Here is a 16,125-nt window from a genome sequence, read left to right as displayed (position 1 = left end):
AGAAATCTCCTATTCAGCTGCAATCCTCAATGCCGCAGCAGTTGCAATTGGCATGACGACTAAAGAGAAAAGGGTTAAGGCACCAACAATTAAAAAATAGGCGGAGGAGGATACTCCAACTGAAACAGCTTCAGCAGCGCCTGCTCCAAAGATTAGTACGGGAATATAAAGTGGAAGAACGAGTAAGGAAGTAAGGACACTTCCTCCTCTGACTCCGAGAGTCAGAGCTGCACCGACAGACCCCACCAGGCTTAGAACCGGGGTTCCGATAAACAGGGCAGTAATTAGAGCTACCGTGACCTCAGCACTTAAGTCAAACATTAAGGCGAAAACCACGGAAATTACAGTCAAAGGGATGCCGGTAGTCAACCAATGAGCAAAAACTTTCGCAATCACGATAACTGTAAGCGGCTCTCCCGATAAAAGCATCTGTTCAAGAGTTCCATCGGCAAAATCGTTAGCAAAAAGCCTCGGAAGGGAAAGAAGAGCTGCAAGCAGAGCTGCAACCCAAACCACTCCGGGAGCAATCAATCTTAATAATTGTTGATCGGGACCGATTCCCAGCGGGACTAAAGTAACGACCACAATGAAGAAAAAAACTGTATTGAGGATGTCCGACTTCTGACGAAGGGACAACGTCAGATCTCTTATCAAAACTGCTCGAAACAATCTAAACATTTTTTACCTTCTTCATTTCATGACGTCCGAGCCATACGCCACCTTTAAGAGTGATGACCTCTTTTTTATTTGCAGAAATCGGAACTTCTTGGTGTGTTGTCAAAATGACAATTCCGCCGCTATTAACATGCTCAGCAATTTGATTGGACAAATTTTCTACTGCGGCAACGTCCAGCGCTACGAAGGGTTCATCTAAAACCCACAGCTTGGCATGAGAGGAGGCATAAAGTCTTGCCAGTGCCACACGCCTTCTTTGGCCTTGTGAAAGAGCACGAGTAATTTGGTCCTCAAAACCTTCCAACCCAACCTTTTTAAGACATTCGTCCGCGTATTCAGAAGTAATCGGATGTTCTCCGATTTCACAATTGATAAGAAGATTCTCTCTCGCAGTAAGTTCATCCTTCACCCCATTAAGGTGTCCGATATAAACCAGGTCTTTCCAAAAATCTTCTTTTAGTTTTTTGATTTCCTGACCGCCCCAAAGAATCTTTCCTTCCTGTGGAGACATAAGTCCAACCAGAAGACGCAACAAACTAGTCTTACCCGTTCCATTCGGACCGGCAATTCTTACCAGAGTGCCTTCTTGGCAGGAAAAGTTAAGCTTACGAAAAAGCAACCTTTCCCCACGAATGCACTTCACATCCTTGAGTTCTAGCTGGGGGACGGTTTGAGACATAAATTGAAAAATTTAACGTTAAATTTCAGTCGGAGCTAGTTTAGGAATACGGCATTAAATAAACCTTAGGTATTACCGATCGTTTATTTCGCTAGGGAAATCACTATTAAGCGAGAGTCTGAAGATTTATTTTTTCCTCTTTCGTTTCTCAAGCTCCAAGTAGATTAAATGTAACGATATACGTTACATCAAATTTGTAAAATCACAAGTATCCATATGTTTTTATTAAAAACCCATTTTAAGCACGATTCCCTCTAAGTGTTTACATTTAAGGTTACAGTTACCCAAGAGGTTCGACGCATTGAACCTGCAATAACCCTTACTGATGGAATTGCTTCTATGACAGAAACTAACTATGAAATGATGCGGCGTCAGGGAGTTTCAAGACGGAGTTTTTTGAAATTCTGCTCTCTCACGGCTGCTTCTCTCGGATTAGGTGCTTCCGGCGCAGCTGATATCGCTCACGCTATGGAAACAAAGCCTAGAACTCCAGTTATCTGGCTTCACGGACTTGAATGCACTTGCTGTACAGAATCTTTTATTCGTTCCTACCATCCGTTGGTTAAAGATGTCATCCTCTCTATGATTTCTTTAGCATATGACGACACATTGATGGCCGCAGCAGGTGAACAAGATCACCAAGCTTTGGAAGATGTTATGAAGAAATTCGACGGCAACTATATTCTTGCTGTTGAAGGTTCTCCATGCTTGGGAGACGACGGTGTCTTCTGTATTCCGGGCGGCAAACCATTTATTGAAAAACTCCTTCACTGCGCTAAAGGAGCAAAAGCCATCATTGCTTGGGGCTCTTGCGCATCTTGGGGTTGTATCAATACGGCCAAACCAAATCCGACCCACTCAGTACCTATTACCGATGTAATCAAAGACAAACCGATTATCCGCGTACCGGGTTGTCCTCCGATTCCTGAAGTCATGACCGGTGTCATCACATACATGCTCACCTATGATCGTCTCCCGCCGGTTGACGGTCAGCTGCGTCCGAAGATGTTCTACGGTCAGAGAATTCACGATAAATGCTACAGACGAGCCCACTTTGATGCCGGTCAGTTCGTTGAAAAATTTGACGATATCGGTGCCAAGCTCGGCTACTGCCTATACAAAGTCGGCTGCAAAGGACCTATCACTTACAACTCTTGTTCTGCTATTAGATGGAACGAAGCAATTTCTTGGCCGGTTCAGTCGGGCCATCCATGCCTTGCTTGTTCAGAAGCTGATTTCTGGGATAAAGGTTCCTTCTATGCACACGAACCAACTATTCTTCCTCCAAGCTGGGGCCTTGGTATTCAAGCAACTGCCGACCGTGTGGGTCTGGCAGCTCTCGGCGTAATCGGCGCTGCAATTGCCGTCCACGTCGCTGCAAGTGCTGTTGCCAGAGCAAAGAGCAAAGAAGTTAATAAAGACATGGGAGCGAACTTATAATGGCAAACCAGAAAATTGTTGTTGACCCTATCACCCGTATTGAAGGTCACTTACGTATGCAAGCCGTCATGGACGACAACAACGTTATTGTCGATGCCATGTCTACAGGCACAATGTGGAGAGGCTTGGAAGTCATTCTTAAAGGCCGCGATCCACGTGATGCATGGGCTTTCGTAGAACGTATTTGCGGTGTATGTACCGGTATTCATGCTCTTTCTGCAGTTAGAGCCGTTGAAGATGCTCTTGGAATTAAGATTCCTAAGAATGCAAACATCATCCGCAACTTGATGAATGCTACCCTCTACTGCCAGGACCACCTTACACACTTCTATCAGCTCCACGGCTTGGACTGGATTGATGTAGTAAGCGCGCTGAATGCTGATCCGAAGAAAACCAGCGAAATCCAGGTAGCAATTTCTAATCACGCCCTTTCTTCTCCAGCGTACTTCAAAGAAATTCAAGACAGACTTAAGAAGTTTGTTGCCAGCGGCCAACTTGGTATTTTCGCAAATGCCTATTGGGGCAACCCTGCTTACAAGCTTCCGCCTGAAGTCAACCTTCTCGGTGTAACACACTACCTTGAAAGCTTGGACTATCAGCGTCAAATCGTTAAGGTTCATACAATTCTCGGCGGAAAGAACCCTCACCCGAACTATTTGGTCGGCGGAGTACCGTGCCCAATTAACATGAACGACACGGGTGCTCAAGGCACAATGGTCAACCAGATTTGGGTTAACTACATCCGCGATATCGCTAAAGACACAATCAAGTTTATTGAAGAAGTCTACTATCCGGACCTTATGGCAATGGCTCCGTTCTACAAAGACTGGTTCAAGATTGGCGGAGGTCTCTCCAACCAGAACTTGCTCTGCTACGGCGATTTCCCAAGATATGCCAACGATCTTTCTGAAAAGAGCTTGTTGATGCCTAACGGCGCCATCATCGACGGCAAACTTGATGAAATCCACCCGGTTGACCTAAAAGATCCTAACCAGATTAAAGAATTCGTTGATCACTCTTGGTATCAATATCCTCAGCCGGATGCAGGCTTGCATCCATGGGACGGTATCACTGATCCGAAGTTTGAACTTGGAGCCGGTACTGAAGGTACCAAGACAGATATTAAGTGGCTTGGTGCTGAAAGCCGTTATTCTTGGATTAAAGCTCCTCGCTGGAACGGTCACGCTATGGAAACCGGCCCATTGGCCCGTATGGTGGTTGCATACGCTAAGAAGATGCCTGAACAGACAGAATTGGTTAATGAAGCCCTTTCAAAGGCTGGCGTACCAATTCAAGCGATGTTCTCAACTCTTGGCCGTACACTGGCTCGCTGCTTAGAAGCTCGTATGATGGCTCGTGAAATGCTTCGCTGCGTTGATGAACTCGAAGCCAACATTAAGGCCGGTGACGAAGTTGCTGCCAATATGGAAAAATGGGAACCGAGCACATGGCCGCTCGAATGCAAGGGTGTTGGTCCTGCTGAAGCTCCGCGTGGTGCTCTTGGCCACTGGTGCGTCATTAAAGACGGTGTCATTGCAAACTGGCAGGCTGTTGTTCCGTCTACTTGGAATGCTTCCCCACGTGATCCGAAGGGCCAATTGGGTGCATACGAAGCCTCATTGCTCGGTACACCGGTAGCCGTCGCTAACCAGCCGCTTGAAATCTTGCGTACTATCCATAGTTTTGACCCGTGCTTGGCTTGCGCAACTCACGTACTTTCAACTGAAGGACAAGAACTCTGCAAAGTTCAAGTTCGCTAAGAAGGGGGTTTTATGAAAATCTCGAAATGGTCGTATGAAATTCTTGAAGGACCGATCGAGCCTGTATATGTCTATGAGGCCCCAGTTAGGTTTTGGCATTGGGCACAAGCGGTTGTTTTCTTTCTCTTGTGTATCACCGGTTTCTTAATCGGCTGGCCTCCGATCCCCAACTATGCGGATACATGGAGCACATATTTCTTCGGACATATTATCCTGATCCACTTAGTATGCGGCATGCTGTTTGCTGCCCTTCTTGCCTACCGTATCTACTGGGCATTTGTGGGCAACAAATACTCAAGAATGATCTTCATTCTGCCCTTCTGGGACATTATGTGGCTCAAAGGCATCTTCGGCTGCGCTGCTTATTATCTCTTCTTGAATAAGCATCCAAAAGAATATGTCGGACACAATCCTTTGGCTCAAACCGCAATGTGCTTAATGTACATTCTCGGCAGTGTTCTCATCATCATTACCGGGTTTGGTCTTTATGCTCAGCAATGGGGTTGGGATACAGGTTGGATGACATACTTCGGTTGGGTTACTGAATTGCTTGGCGGCCCGCAGCCGGTAAGAACCTTCCATCATTTGCTGATGTACTACATCCTTATCTTCCTCTGCGCTCACTTATACATGAGCTTCCGTGAAGATATCATGGGCGGCGGTACTCAGGTATCCACAATTATCAACGGCATCCGCTACTTCAAGGAACCTCAGTTCCCGGACGCGGAGATCGAAAGAACTTACTCCGGTAAGTAATTTCTAAGCGTTGTATAAGATGGCTGCAGAATTACGGAATAAGGGATTCGGGAGAGAGGCCAAATTGTCAGACCTCTCCTTCCTGAAGTCCTGCAGAAGTGCTCCTCACCCGGGAACCTTCCTAGATTCCAGATTTCTGCAGCCCCTTTCTATTTCGCAGGCTCACCTTGCGAGGGCCTTAGGCGTCTCAAGAAGAAGAGTTAATGAACTAGTCGTAGGAAAACGCTCAATAACTCCTTCTACCGCTATAAAGCTTGCCCGCTTCTTTAATACGGATCCCGAATTTTGGCTTACGCTGCAAATGCACTGGGATCTATATCAGGAACTGGAAAAGGAAAAGCGACAAAGCCTTTCACCCCAATAAGAAGCTCGTCTCTGACGAGTTTTGTTGTTTTTATATCGTCCATTTCAGTTCTTCTTATATAACTTTTTCATATTACTTTTAGTTAATTCCTCTACCTATACAAAAAATTCAATCGACTCGCTATTTAAGTGCCAATCATTAGTATTTCCACTTACTTTTACCGTATAATCATTTGGATAAGTAAGTGTAACTACGAAGGTTACTAATAGCGTATGACAAAAGAAATTCCAACTTTAATCCTTGGGATCGGAAACATTCTTTGGGCTGACGAAGGCTTTGGCGTAAGAGCTGTTGAAGAGTTCCATAAAAGGTACGCGGTGCTTGATCCGGCAGATAAAGTTATCGACGGAGGCACTCTCGGAATGTATCTGTTCGATGACATTTGCAGATGCGACAAGCTCTTAGTTTTTGACTGCTGTGATTTTCACGGGAAACCCGGTGAATTAAGAGTTCTCCACGATGAAGAGATTTCAATCTGGACATCAACCAAACTCTCCCCACACCAAGACGGTATGAACGACTTATTGGCAGCTGCTCATCTACGCCTGTCTGCGCCGAACCAAATCGTCGTTGTTGGCTTCCAGCCTGTGCTTCTTGATGATTACGGCGGGTCTTTATCCAATGAAGCCAAGAAACAGCTCGGGCCCGCTGTTGAGGCTGCTTTTAAAGAATTAAAAAACTGGGGCGTACCCTTAAGAGAAAGAACTCCGAACGAATCTTACGAGCCTCTGAATGAGAACTCGGCCTTGAACATGGAAAGATACGAAGCAGAAAGACCTTCTCAAGAAGAGGCTGATCGTACGGGTGACAGAAGATACGCCTTTATCCGCACTAACGAGGCATAACCTATGTGTATCGGAATACCAATGATCGTCAAGGAGCTTCCGGATGAAGGCGTGGCCATCTGTGAAGGCAGAGGCCAGCGGGAAAAAATCGACATAATGATGGTTGGCCCGCTTGAACCCGGAACTTGGATCCTGGCATGGAACGGAACGGCAATGGACGTTCTTACGGAAGAGCGAGCCGCCCAAGTAAACAAAGCGTTAGATTCTCTGGAGAACGCGATGAACGGGACTCTTGATCCAAATACTGAAGATGCATTTGCCGACATCACTGCCAACACCGGACGCCTTCCTCCGCATCTGGCTGCCCAATTAAAAAAGAGGTAATCATGCTTATAGAAGTACCTAAAAAAATAGATCTGCAGACTCATCCCATCTTCAAAAAAATGACTGAGGAATGTGGTTTCGAGCAAATTGATGCCGATTCTTTTGAAGCATTTCTGAAGAAAGACGGTCTTTCTCTGATTCTCTTTGTAGATGATCCAAACCGGATGAAAGAAACTATGGATGCAATCGTCATTGCTCCAGAGTTAGCAAAATCCTGTCAGTTAATCAAAAACAAAGCTGTCGTCTGCCCTCCTCATGCCAGAAAACTTTCAGCCATCTACGGCTTTAAACGCTGGCCGGCTATGGTGTTTGTAAGAGACGGCGCTTATCTCGGAGCGGTCGACGGCTTGCGTCTGTGGTCTCAACTTGTTGCTGAAGTTGATGAAATTATTCAGCGTTCTCCTTCCTTCCCACCCTCAATCGGAATTCCTGTTAAATCATGCTAAACAAATTTACTTCTCGGCCAATCAACATTCCAATTAAAAGCATCGGCCCCGGTTCACAGCCCGATGAAGAAAAGGCAATGACCATCGGCGTTCCAGATACCGTGGAAACATACGTCCGACCTCATGCTCCGGAAATCAGCGATAAGGAAACGGCAACACGCTGCCGTCAATTATTCATTGAGCTTTATCAAGAAATGAAGAATTGGAACCAAAATTCCAATGCTGCCGGTCCCTCTTTTGCGTTAAACCATCTAGATCCGGCTACCTTGAATTTGGTCAACCAAATGTTGGGTGAAGGTGAAGTTTCTATCATCATCAAACTTCCGCAGGATAATTTCGACGAAATCCGCATCCAAGAATCCATCTTCGTCGGTGTTTGGCGTGTCTGCTATTACAAAGACGGCAAACCGATTTCCGACCAGATCGAAGTAAGCGCCATACCTGCATGCGTACCGGAAGCTGCTTATCTGACATCTAAAGAGGGACTTAACCCTACCAAGGAAGATCCTGAGGCCATGAACAGCCCTGCCATCTTGGCGGAACTTAACGCCGCTCTTAAGAGCTGGGAACCCGGCGCACCGGCAAAGACATTTAATTTGAGTCATCTTCCTATGACTCCGGCTGACAATCAAATTATTGACACAGCTCTTGGCATGGGTGCCGTGCATATGATGTCCAGAGGATTCGGAAACTGCCATATTCTTTCCACCGACGTTCGTCATGCATGGAGAATTCAATACTTTAACAACGCCCCTACTCGTTTGATGATTCTCAACACCATTGTCGTCTGCGGCCTCCCCGAAGAAGCGCTGGCCTCTGCAGAAGATCTACAGGACTCGGTCTTACGAATCAAAGAATTGGTCGAATGGGTTACATCTAGCTGGGAACTTTCTCCCGTGGAGTTGTCTTAATGCATGGCTTTGAAGGAACTTATTTAGGAGACGCCTCCAAGCTCAAGGACACTGACTGCTTGGAATGCAAGGTCTGTCACTATGTTTACGATCCTGAAAAAGGAGACATTGATCAGAACATCGAGCCTTCTACACCATTTTCCCAACTTCCTGACTATTGGTGCTGCCCTGTCTGCGGATGCGAAAAAGAACTGTTCATGGTAGTTCCCAAAGATTATGCAGAAAAGTAAGGCCCCTGCTATTTGGAAGCCAAATCCGGCCTCTCGCTTAGAGGCTGGGTTTAAGTACATTCATCAAAACCGAATGAAGGGACTGCCCTTTCTTCACCCGAAAGTTAAAGTCCACGCAGTTGGTTTTAAGAAATGGACTAACTTCTGGCTCGGAGTCATGGTCACGCCTTGGGCCATCAATCTTATTTTATGTGAGGGAGAAGAAGGATATTGGAAATCAGTTCCTGAAGGAAAAAAACTTCATTATCAATTTCCGGCCGGGCTCTATGACTTTATCAGCGTGAAAGATAAAATCCTTGGTGAATACAAAATGTGTTCCCTCCTTTCCCCACTTGAGGAAATTACAGACGATCAAATGGCTGTCGAAGTCGCCTACGCCGCTCTCGATGAAATTATGAAAGATGAGCAACCCGAAGAAGAAGGAACTCCAATGGTTGAATCTAAACGAGAAATCGAAGAAGAGGCCATGGAAAAAGCCGTAGAGAACACTTTATCTAAACCAATTTCTAGAAGATCCTTCTTTAGAAGGAAACAACAGGAGAACGCATGAGCTTTGTCGGAAATCTCAATATTTTTCTCGATACAGACGATAACTGTGTAAGAAATGCAGCGGTGAAAGCTTCTTCTGAAGTTTCTGTAGAAAAATTATTTATCGGTAAGACTCCGGATGAGGTCTTTGAACTCATTCCTATTCTTTTTTCTCTCTGCCCCGACTCACAGAGTGCTGCAGCCAAACTTGCATTGTATGAAGCTTCGGGACAAGACACCACGGAAATCTTCAAGGACTGCATTTGGCAGAATTACCTGGAAATCATTAACGAAGGAATACGTTTCTTTTTGCTGCAGCTTGCTCCTGAAGCTTTCCGAAAAAGACACATTCACCGTATTGTCGAGATTCGTGCACAAGTAAGCGAACTTAAAAAAGTTGATCCCCGTGATTCGGAAAAAGTTAAGGAAGAAAAAAGAAAATTAGCAGACTTGGCTCTTCCTCTTTTGCTGGCCGACTTCGGCGAAGATTGGGAGCAAGATCTTCTCAATGGATTCACGGATGAAACTTCTGAAGATATTCCATCAATCTTTGCAGCTCTTAACTCTCACCGTAACTTAGGATGGTGCAGCCTTCCTCTTCTTAAAAAGACTCCTCAAGTGCTTTTAGAAGATGTGAAGGAAAAGAAACTATGGATGTCGAAAGGCCATAAGTTCGATATCAAACACCTAACGGGGGCAGTGGCGCGTCAAAGAAAAGATCCTCTGATTTCTTATCTGCTAGCGCAAGATGGAAACACGGCATACACCCGGCTTTGCGCCAGATTCGTTGAACTCATTACAACTCTGATGGATGACTTCCCTTCCGAGATTTCTGCCTCAGTCTTGAAGTTGGAAGATAAATGCGCGCTGAGCGTTATTCAAAACTCTCGCGGCGTTCTTTTTCACTTTGCAAAATTGGAAGAAAAAGAAGGAAAAAACGTCATTGCTGATTACGGTATCTTGACTCCAACAGAACTGAATGTAACCGACACACATGCTTTTAATGATTCTTTAAAAGATATTTCAGGACAGTCGGAAGATGAATTAAAAAAACTGGTTTATCTGGTGGTTTCTTCCTACGACCCGTGTGTTCAAATCAATATCGAGGTCAATAAAAATGCATGAGATGTCCCTGGCACAGAGCATTGTGGAGATTGTTGAGGGCGTTTCACAACAAAACAACAATCGGGATGTAGCAAAAATTAAATTAATCGTCGGTGAGCTGGCCGGCGTTGAGCTGCAATCCTTGATGCAAAGTCTCACAATCGCTGCTCATGGGACTGTAATGGAAGGAGCAGAAATTGAACTTGAACGCCCGGAAGGAACAGCTTGGTGTATGAAGTGTGCTCAAACAGTTCCGTTCCATCATTTAGGCGATCCTTGTCCTATTTGCGGAGGGTATCAGTTAAAAATTAACGGTGGCAACGAATTTAGGGTCTCAGAGCTTGAACTTAAAACAGAAGATTAGTAACACTTGGAGGTTAATATGTGTATTACATGCGGATGCGGCGGCAAAGGCGCAACAATTGAAGATTTAGATCAATCCGGACAGCATATTCATGCTCATCACCATGGTGATCACGAACATAGCCACGGCCATGAACATCCTCACGATCATGGTCATGAACACCACCACGAACACAGCCATGAACATCATCATGATCATGGCCATGAACATGATCATGCTAATTAATCAGCTAGATTCTTCTAACGAATAGAACTAAAAAATAATTTAATTTCTAAAAAGGTATTTCATGAGCGATGTAGATGATCGTTTAATCAAACTTGAGATGGACGTTCTGGCAGCAAACGATAAAGTCGCTGCAGAAAACAGAAATTATTTTGCCGATCACAATATTCTCGCACTCAACTTAGTTTCAAGCCCGGGAAGCGGCAAAACTACGCTCCTTTGTCAGACAATCGAAGCTTTAAAAAATGAAGTCCCTCTGATGGTAATCGAAGGAGACCAGCAGACTATCAATGATGCGGAAAGAATCAGAGCAACCGGTTGCCGTGCTATTCAAATCAACACGGGAGAAAACTGCCATTTAGATGCGGAAATGATTAAAGACGCCTCAGCAAAATTAATTCCCGAGGACAATTCCATTCTGTTTATCGAAAATGTCGGCAATCTTGTTTGCCCGGCAGCATTCGACCTTGGAGAATTATGCAAGGTAGTCGTTCTTTCCGTCACTGAGGGAGAGGACAAACCTTTGAAGTATCCGTACATGTTTAATGCATCAAAAGTCATGATTTTGACAAAAATCGATCTCCTTCCTTATCTCAATTTTGACGTTGAGAAATGCAAACAGTACGCCAAACAAGTCAATCCGGATATCGAAATCATTGAACTTTCTTCGACTACCGGAGAGGGCATGGAAAAGTGGATTGACTGGTTAAAGAGCCATCGTAAATAATCATATGGATTCAAATCTCTACACCCGAAGAATCCGAGTTCGAGGAACTGTTCAGGGAGTCGGTTTCCGCCCCTTTGTATACGTTATTGCTGTTTCCGAAGGGTTAAAAGGGACGGTTTTAAACGACGGAGAAGGTGTAGAGATTATTCTTCAGGGCACTAAAGAACAACAAGATGTCTTTGACAGACGCTTCAAAAAAGAACTGCCTCCTCTTGCTTCAGTAGATTCTTTAGAGGAAGAAGTCGTTGAGTGTCCGGCGTTTTCTTCTTTCAGAATTATTGAAAGCAAATCCTCGGCAGTTAAAACAACGATTCCTGCCGATGCTGCCGTATGCAAAGACTGTCTGACAGAGCTTGTTGATCCCGGCAACAGAAGGTACCGGTATCCTTTTATTAACTGCACTCACTGCGGTCCTCGATATACGATTACTGCTCATATTCCCTACGATCGACCACAAACCAGTATGAAGGACTTTCCAATGTGTCCTTTGTGCCATGAAGAATATACAAATCCCCTTGACCGTCGTTTTCATGCTCAGCCAAATGCCTGTTGGAACTGTGGGCCTCAACTAGCTTTGAAAGATAAGGACGGCAATCTTATAGAGACCGACGACCCGATTGCAGAAACTTTCAGATTAATAAAAAAAGGCGCAATCGGTGCAATCAAAGGATTGGGAGGTTTTCATCTAGTTTGTGATGCGTTAAATTCCCAAACCGTCGGAGAACTTCGCAAAAGAAAAAACAGACCGAGTAAACCGTTTGCAATCATGACTGCAAACGCTAAGAGTGCGGAAAAATTTCTTGTAATCGACCAAGAAGCCAAAAATCTTCTGGAATCGAGCGCTGCCCCTATTGTTCTTTGTCCAAAGAAGGACGCGGCCGATGAACTGCTTGATGGGATAGCGCCTGATCTTTCTACAATTGGTCTGATGTTCCCTTACACACCCATCCATTGGCTTTTATTTTTTGAGGCAGTTAACCGGCAACCTCACTTTCCACTCGCCTCAGAAGAAGTCCCTCTTTATCTCGTAATGACAAGCGCCAATGCAGGAGGTGAGCCTCTAGTTATTAACAATAAAGAAGCCGAAGAGCAGCTGCAAGGAATTGCAGATTTTTATCTCGAGCACAATAGAAATATTCTCATTCGATGCGATGACTCGGTAATCCGCCGCGATCTTTCGGAACCCACAAAAATCATAAGAAGAGCCCGCGGATACGTTCCAAAGGTCACTAAGCTGCCGAGGAAAGTACCTTCCTGCATCGCTACAGGCTCTTGGCTAAAAAACACCGCTTGTGTTTCAAAAGAAGATAATGCGATTCTTTCTCAGCATATTGGAGATTTGGACAGAGTCTCTAATTGCACGGCTTTATCTAAAGCTATTGAACATTTGATTGAAACGTTTGATATTCACCCGTCTATTATTGCCTGTGATTTTCATCCCGACTTCTTTTCAACTCGATTAGCAGAAGATTTAGCGGATAAATACGGAGCCAAGCTTTTTCCTGTCCAGCATCATCACGCGCATATCGCCTCCGTGATGGCTCAGCATGGTCTGGAAGAACCTGTAATCGGGGTTGCCTTAGACGGGGTTGGATTAGGGACGGATGGTACCAGCTGGGGAGGCGAAATTCTTCGCGTAGATCCGAGCGGTTTTTTGCGTTTAAGCCACTTCAAACCGGTTGCTCTTCCGGGCGGAGATAAATGCGCAAAAGAAGGATGGAGAATTGCCGCTGCGTTTTTAGCACAAAACGGTTACCGCGAAAAGGCTCTGGAATTATTCCCGAACAGGAATGTTCGAATGATTTTTCATCTGACGGATTCAAACTTTCCGATTCCACAGTCCTCAAGTCTAGGCAGGCTTTTTGACATGGTTGCAGCCCTCCTTCGGGTTAAGGACTTTTCTACCTACGAAGGCGAAGCCCCTGTTCTACTGGAATACGCTGCCAAAAACAAAAACGGCCGCTTTTTCAGAGAAATGGTCAAACGTGAAAACGGCATTCTGAATATCGATGAATTTCTTCTTCATCTTGCCCAAAGGCAAGACAGAGCAGAAGCTGCTGCAGATTTTCACACGACAATTGCTTCCGTTCTTGCCGAAGAATTAATTGAACAAAGTTCAAAGACAGGCATCACGAAAATCTGTTTTTCCGGAGGTTGCTGCCTCAATAATCTCATGATGAAACAAATCAAAAGTGCATTGAAGCACCAAAAGCTAAAAATTTACGAATCTACCGAGGTCCCTTGCAATGACGGAGGTTTATCTCTCGGTCAGCTGTGGGTCGCCGGTATGGCAAATGTTATAGAGAAGGAATAAAAATGTGTTTAGCCGTTCCCGTACAAATTATTGAAGTGCTTCCCGGTGATGAAGCAATCGCAGAAATCGCCGGTGTTAAGAAAACAATTTCTACGGCTTTGATTGAGAATGTACAAGTCGGTGATTATGTCATTCTGCATGTCGGTTATGCTCTTCAGAAAATCGATCCGGAAGAAGCCCAAAGAACCATTCAACTTTTCAATTCTCAGGTCTCCGCTTAAAGATAGTCTATGAAATACATTAGTGAATATCGCGACTCGGCAATAGCCAAAGAGATCACAAAGAAGATTGCGGAAGAAGTCAGGCCGGATCGTACCTATCGTTTAATGGAATTTTGCGGCGGTCATACTCATGTCTTAAGCCGTTACGGCTTAGAAAATATTCTTCCGAAGAATGTAGAAATGATTCACGGTCCGGGCTGTCCCGTTTGCGTCATGCCAATCGGACGAATTGACTCTGCAATTGAGCTAGCCGTTAAGCATCATGTTATTTTGTGTACTTATGCAGACACCATGCGAGTACCGGCATCCGGCGGAATTTCCATGATGAAGGCGAAAGCTCAAGGTGCAGATATCCGCATGGTCTATTCCGTCAGCGATGCATACAGGATTGCAAAAGAAAACCCGGACAAAGAAGTTGTCTTTTTTGCTATAGGATTCGAAACAACAACGCCGCCTACAGCGGTCGTTCTAAAACAGGCAAAAGCAGAAAATATTAAGAATTTCTCAGTGTTCTGCAACCATGTTTTAACTCCAGCGGCCATGAAGCATATTCTGAACAATCCGAACGGTGTCAAAATTGACGGGATTGTCGGCCCCGCTCATGTCTCCACTATTATCGGATCTGATCCCTACAAGGAGTTGGCTGAGAAATATAAAAAGTCCGTTGTGGTCGCAGGTTTTGAACCATTAGACATGCTTCAAGCGATTCTTATGCTCATTAAGCAAATTAATGACGGAAGAGCGGAAGTTGAAAACGAATTCATTCGCGCGGTCAAACCCGAAGGCAACGTTAAAGCTATCAATCTAATGAAGGAAGTTTTTGATATCAGAGACTCTTTTGAGTGGCGAGGCCTCTCAAGCGTTCCCTATTCCGCTCTAAAGCTAAGTGAAGACTATGCCTTCTTTGATGCAGAAAAACGTTTTGATCTTCCCTACCGCAGAGTCCCGGACAACAAAGCATGCGAATGCGGCGCAATTCTGCGAGGAGAAAAGCATCCGTCAGACTGCCGTGCTTTCGGAACCGTCTGCACGCCGGAAACTCCAATCGGAAGCTGCATGGTCTCCACTGAGGGTGCCTGCGCAGCTTATTACACTTACGGAAGAAGAACAAAGAAATAGCCAGTATCGGTACAAATAAAATGCAAGAAAAAAAGAAACATTATGTCCGTCCGCTGAACATTAAAAACGGAAAAATCGAAATGAACTATGGCGCAGGCGGCAAAGCCAGCGCACAGCTAATCTCCGAACTCTTTGCCAAGTACTTCAATAATGAATATCTCATGCAAGGCGATGACGGGGCATATCTTCCAACCCCTGAGGGTCACATCGTGATGGCGACCGACTCTCATGTCGTTTCTCCCATTTTTTTCTCCGGCGGTGATATCGGTTCATTATCCGTTCATGGAACCGTTAACGATGTTTCCGTGTGCGGTGCGAAACCTCTTTACTTAAGCGCAGGTTTTATTCTCGAAGAAGGTTTCCCTTTAGCCGATCTGGAAAAGATTGTGAAGAGCATGGCCGAAGAGGCCAAGAAAGCCGGAGTCTATATTGTGACCGGTGATACCAAGGTAGTTGAAAAAGGCAAAGGAGACGGCATTTACATCAACACTACGGGCGTTGGCGTTGTACCTAAAGGTATTCACCTTTCCGGAGCAAACTGCAAACCAGGCGACGTTATTGCCGTGTCAGGCGACATTGGAGACCACGGCGTTGCCATTATGAGTCAAAGAGCCAATTTAGGCTTTGAGACCGAAATTCAAAGCGATTCCGCAAGTCTCAATTCCATGACAGAAGCATTAGTCAAAGAGATTCCTTCTTTACGCTGTATGCGTGATCCGACACGAGGAGGTCTTGGTACCACACTTAATGAACTTGCAACTCAATCTAAAGTCGGAATGAAAATTGAAGAGGCTAAGATTCCGGTGAAAGAACAGGTTGCCGCTGCTTGTGAATTCCTCGGTCTCGATCCTTTATTTGTTGCCAATGAAGGAAAGCTTATCGCAATTTGCGGACCCGAAGACGCAAAAAAAATGCTGGAAATTATGCGTGCAAATCCCTTAGGAAAGAATGCTCAGATAATCGGGACTTGCGTAGAGGATGAGAACTGTTTTGTTCAGATGGAAACGCCGTTCGGTGGAACTAGAATGGTGGATTGGTTAAGCGGAGAACAGTTACCAAGAATCTGCTAGTCCACTACTATATAATCGTTCCTATC

Annotated in this window: 19 protein-coding genes and 1 pseudogene; 18 read left to right on the top strand and 2 right to left on the bottom strand. The window is 45.0% G+C overall.

Annotated features, from left to right (window positions below; all coding sequences use genetic code 11):
• Positions 1 to 9: 9 nt before the first annotated feature.
• Together ccmB and ccmA are read right to left on the bottom strand one after the other, a co-directional pair.
• On the bottom strand, positions 10 to 678 hold the full coding sequence (gene ccmB / locus RDK53_RS03750; RefSeq protein WP_308513359.1) for a heme exporter protein CcmB: 669 nt from the start codon (positions 676 to 678) through the stop codon (positions 10 to 12).
• Entirely contained in the window at positions 671 to 1,354 is a 684-nt protein-coding gene (gene ccmA, locus RDK53_RS03745; RefSeq protein ID WP_308513358.1) for a cytochrome c biogenesis heme-transporting ATPase CcmA, read from the bottom strand. Before ccmA ends, ccmB begins: the two co-directional genes overlap by 8 nt.
• Positions 1,355 to 1,693: 339 nt before the next feature.
• Between ccmA and RDK53_RS03740 the strand changes: the two genes are divergently transcribed.
• The 18 genes and pseudogenes from RDK53_RS03740 (at position 1,694) to hypE (ending at position 16,099) form a co-directional block, all read left to right on the top strand.
• A complete protein-coding gene (locus tag RDK53_RS03740; RefSeq protein ID WP_308513357.1) occupies positions 1,694 to 2,794 on the top strand; it encodes a hydrogenase small subunit in 1,101 nt (366 codons plus the stop codon).
• Positions 2,794 to 4,554: a nickel-dependent hydrogenase large subunit gene (locus RDK53_RS03735; protein WP_308513356.1), complete on the top strand. Its 1,761-nt coding sequence runs from the start codon at positions 2,794 to 2,796 to the stop codon at positions 4,552 to 4,554. Before RDK53_RS03740 ends, RDK53_RS03735 begins: the two co-directional genes overlap by 1 nt.
• A 12-nt stretch (positions 4,555 to 4,566) precedes the next feature.
• The gene (gene cybH, locus RDK53_RS03730; protein ID WP_308513355.1) at positions 4,567 to 5,310 is read left to right on the top strand and encodes a Ni/Fe-hydrogenase, b-type cytochrome subunit; all 744 of its coding nucleotides are present in this window, start codon (positions 4,567 to 4,569) and stop codon (positions 5,308 to 5,310) included.
• Between the two features lie 19 nt (positions 5,311 to 5,329).
• A pseudogene (locus RDK53_RS03725) lies at positions 5,330 to 5,587 on the top strand (HigA family addiction module antitoxin); the annotation flags it as partial.
• Positions 5,588 to 5,886: 299 nt separating this feature from the next.
• On the top strand, positions 5,887 to 6,519 hold the full coding sequence (locus RDK53_RS03720; protein ID WP_308513354.1) for a HyaD/HybD family hydrogenase maturation endopeptidase: 633 nt from the start codon (positions 5,887 to 5,889) through the stop codon (positions 6,517 to 6,519).
• 3 nt (positions 6,520 to 6,522) lie between these two features.
• Positions 6,523 to 6,843, top strand: coding sequence for a HypC/HybG/HupF family hydrogenase formation chaperone (locus RDK53_RS03715; RefSeq protein ID WP_308513353.1), 321 nt, complete (start codon positions 6,523 to 6,525; stop codon positions 6,841 to 6,843).
• 2 nt (positions 6,844 to 6,845) lie between these two features.
• Complete coding sequence (locus tag RDK53_RS03710) at positions 6,846 to 7,289, top strand: hydrogenase (RefSeq protein WP_308513352.1); 444 nt, start codon at positions 6,846 to 6,848, stop codon at positions 7,287 to 7,289.
• Positions 7,283 to 8,200 carry a hydrogenase expression/formation C-terminal domain-containing protein gene (locus RDK53_RS03705; protein ID WP_308513351.1) on the top strand — a complete coding sequence of 306 codons (918 nt, stop codon included), beginning with the start codon at positions 7,283 to 7,285 and terminating at the stop codon, positions 8,198 to 8,200. Before RDK53_RS03710 ends, RDK53_RS03705 begins: the two co-directional genes overlap by 7 nt.
• Complete coding sequence (locus tag RDK53_RS03700; protein WP_066593379.1) at positions 8,200 to 8,430, top strand: rubredoxin; 231 nt, start codon at positions 8,200 to 8,202, stop codon at positions 8,428 to 8,430. The genes RDK53_RS03705 and RDK53_RS03700 overlap by 1 nt, the downstream gene beginning before the upstream one ends.
• On the top strand, positions 8,417 to 8,980 hold the full coding sequence (gene hybE / locus RDK53_RS03695) for a [NiFe]-hydrogenase assembly chaperone HybE (RefSeq protein WP_308513350.1): 564 nt from the start codon (positions 8,417 to 8,419) through the stop codon (positions 8,978 to 8,980). The genes RDK53_RS03700 and hybE overlap by 14 nt, the downstream gene beginning before the upstream one ends.
• Positions 8,977 to 10,083, top strand: coding sequence for a hypothetical protein (locus RDK53_RS03690; RefSeq protein WP_308513349.1), 1,107 nt, complete (start codon positions 8,977 to 8,979; stop codon positions 10,081 to 10,083). Before hybE ends, RDK53_RS03690 begins: the two co-directional genes overlap by 4 nt.
• A complete protein-coding gene (gene hypA, locus RDK53_RS03685) occupies positions 10,076 to 10,426 on the top strand; it encodes a hydrogenase maturation nickel metallochaperone HypA (RefSeq protein WP_308513348.1) in 351 nt (116 codons plus the stop codon). The genes RDK53_RS03690 and hypA overlap by 8 nt, the downstream gene beginning before the upstream one ends.
• A gap of 18 nt (positions 10,427 to 10,444) precedes the next feature.
• Positions 10,445 to 10,651, top strand: a complete 207-nt coding sequence (locus RDK53_RS03680) for a hypothetical protein (RefSeq protein ID WP_308513347.1) — start codon at positions 10,445 to 10,447, stop codon at positions 10,649 to 10,651.
• 61 nt (positions 10,652 to 10,712) lie between these two features.
• Positions 10,713 to 11,375, top strand: coding sequence for a hydrogenase nickel incorporation protein HypB (gene hypB, locus RDK53_RS03675; protein WP_308513346.1), 663 nt, complete (start codon positions 10,713 to 10,715; stop codon positions 11,373 to 11,375).
• A 4-nt stretch (positions 11,376 to 11,379) separates the two neighbouring features.
• Positions 11,380 to 13,689 (top strand): carbamoyltransferase HypF, encoded by a 2,310-nt coding sequence (gene hypF, locus RDK53_RS03670; RefSeq protein ID WP_308513345.1) that lies wholly within the window; start codon positions 11,380 to 11,382, stop codon positions 13,687 to 13,689.
• A 2-nt stretch (positions 13,690 to 13,691) separates the two neighbouring features.
• Positions 13,692 to 13,910, top strand: a complete 219-nt coding sequence (locus tag RDK53_RS03665; RefSeq protein ID WP_308513344.1) for a HypC/HybG/HupF family hydrogenase formation chaperone — start codon at positions 13,692 to 13,694, stop codon at positions 13,908 to 13,910.
• Positions 13,911 to 13,919: 9 nt separating this feature from the next.
• Positions 13,920 to 15,029, top strand: a complete 1,110-nt coding sequence (gene hypD, locus RDK53_RS03660) for a hydrogenase formation protein HypD (protein ID WP_308513343.1) — start codon at positions 13,920 to 13,922, stop codon at positions 15,027 to 15,029.
• Between the two features lie 20 nt (positions 15,030 to 15,049).
• Positions 15,050 to 16,099, top strand: a complete 1,050-nt coding sequence (gene hypE / locus RDK53_RS03655) for a hydrogenase expression/formation protein HypE (RefSeq protein ID WP_308513341.1) — start codon at positions 15,050 to 15,052, stop codon at positions 16,097 to 16,099.
• Positions 16,100 to 16,125 lie beyond the last annotated feature (26 nt).

It is taken from the genome of uncultured Turicimonas sp. (assembly GCF_902477955.1).
In the GTDB taxonomy this organism is placed as follows: domain Bacteria; phylum Pseudomonadota; class Gammaproteobacteria; order Burkholderiales; family Burkholderiaceae_F; genus Turicimonas.
This window is presented reverse-complemented; position numbering and strand designations above follow the sequence as displayed.